This is a genomic window from Campylobacter sp. RM12647, assembly GCF_020138135.1.
Classification (GTDB): Bacteria; Campylobacterota; Campylobacteria; order Campylobacterales; family Campylobacteraceae; genus Campylobacter_E.
On sequence record NZ_JACGAS010000045.1, the window covers coordinates 1 to 2,014 of the forward strand.

Consider the following 2,014-nt stretch of genomic DNA (forward strand, 5'->3'; position numbering starts at 1 on the left):
ATTGCCTACTTGGAAATTTCCTGTGATGGTTTTTGCTTCAGTATTTTCAATAATTACATTATTTGCAATATCTATTAAATTTGAATTTAAATCAGAATTTAAAAGCTTTAATTCACTACCTTTTATATCACCTTTGATACTAGAATTACTAATATCAATATTATTAGTAGCTTCTATTTTGCCGATTAATTCACTATTATCTGTTTTTATGTTGGTAATAAGAGAATCTCCTGTTAGTTTTGAATTATATATCTCTAATTCTTCCCCATCAACCAATGCCTCTACAATAGCACCATCTTTTATAATAACCTTAGTATTATCTTGAGTTGAAATATCATTTTTTCCTGGAATTAAAATAGTATCAGTTCCATATAATTTATTAGCTTTTATATATCCACCATTTATAGTAATTTCTTTTGCAAAAATCCCACTATTTTCTATATTATTTATATAATTTACATTATTTAATTCTAATTTTGGAATTCTATTATATAAATCATTATTATTTAAAGCCCCAATTCCTGTATCTACTAATTTAGTATTATTAATAATTACTTCACTATCATAATGTAATGAAGAAGCTTGAGTAATAGCCGAATTAATTATCTCACTATCATTTATTGTAACCTTAGTATTATCCCAAATCGTAATATGATGTTTTGTAACATCCCAAGCATTATCATTAGATATTTTTACATTATCTAATTCATTTGTATTATAAAAATCAATCCTATTAAGATTTGAATCCAAAACTGCATTTTTAATAACACTATCTTTATATGTTGAAATTCCATTAGATTTTAATGTTATTTTATCTTTATCGTTATTTATAATTTGATGATTTTCAATAGTCAATGTGCCACTTGCTGTGATATTTTTATTATTGTATTTTGCATCATTTTTAATGGTAATATTTTTGGCATTTAAATCTGTGGTTAAAGTAGAATTATCTAAAATAAAATTATTAACCTTGCTAATATCAGAACTAATTGTAGTGCCATTTATAACTTCTAAAGTATTCGTATTTAAAGTAGCTTCTACTATAGAATTATCTACAACAATATTTCCACTAATATTTCCAAGCAATTTAGAATTAACAAAAGTAGTTTCTTTGTTAAAACTACTATCTTTTATAGTTGAATTAGACACAATTAAATTACCACTTTGTGGAGTTTTATGAGCATATTTAATATTTTCAATTTTTACTCCATCTAATATAATAGAATCATTATAACCAGCAGTCCATAAATCTAAAGCAACATTAGTTAAACTTCCACCAATCATAGTCAGACTCGATGTTTTTTTGTTATTGTCTATTAATATTCCAAAATTTGTATTACCATTTTGATTAACTTTAGATATATTCATATTTTGTAAATATACATCACCATTTATTTCTAATCTATTGTTTGTATCGCTTGTAGTAATATTTAAATTACTTATAAAATGAGTTTCATTAATTTTACCTAATTTAATATTTCCACCTGTGTGAGTAATATCCGTTGGAGTTGTATATGTAGTGCTTGTTATGGTTGTATTAGTATTAATAGTTACTTTATTATTCACCAAAGGACTAATTAATCCACTATTGGTAGCATTTGCTACTGCATCAGCAAGAGCTAAATTCCCCCCCCCCGCTAATATAAAAGTTATTAAAGATAATTTTATAGTTCTATTCATTTTCTCCCCTAAAAAATAAATGAAAAATGCTTTATTATAGTTAAAAATCAATATATAAAGGTTAATCAATTACTAACAAAATGGGGGGGGGGTAATTATAAAAATTAATATTTTTTATAAATTTTTAACAATCTAAACAAAAGAATTTTAATATAAAAAATATTAAAAACTTTTAGGTTTAAGGTAAAAATAATAAGCTTTAAAAAACAATCTCTAAATAAAAATACAAAAAACTTATAAAAACAATAAAGCTAAAAAGTTTTACTTTCTAGCTTTAGATAAGTTCTTAAGAACTTAATAAATAAAAGTTCTTAAGAATAATTAGTATTAAAAC

At 23.4% G+C, this 2,014-nt stretch carries 1 protein-coding gene; it reads right to left on the reverse strand.

Going from position 1 to position 2,014, the window contains the following annotated elements:
* The coding region (locus AVBRAN12647_RS09495) for a hypothetical protein (protein ID WP_336615104.1) at positions 1 to 1,680 on the reverse strand (1,680 nt) is incomplete at its 3' end.
* Positions 1,681 to 2,014: the final 334 nt, after the last annotated feature.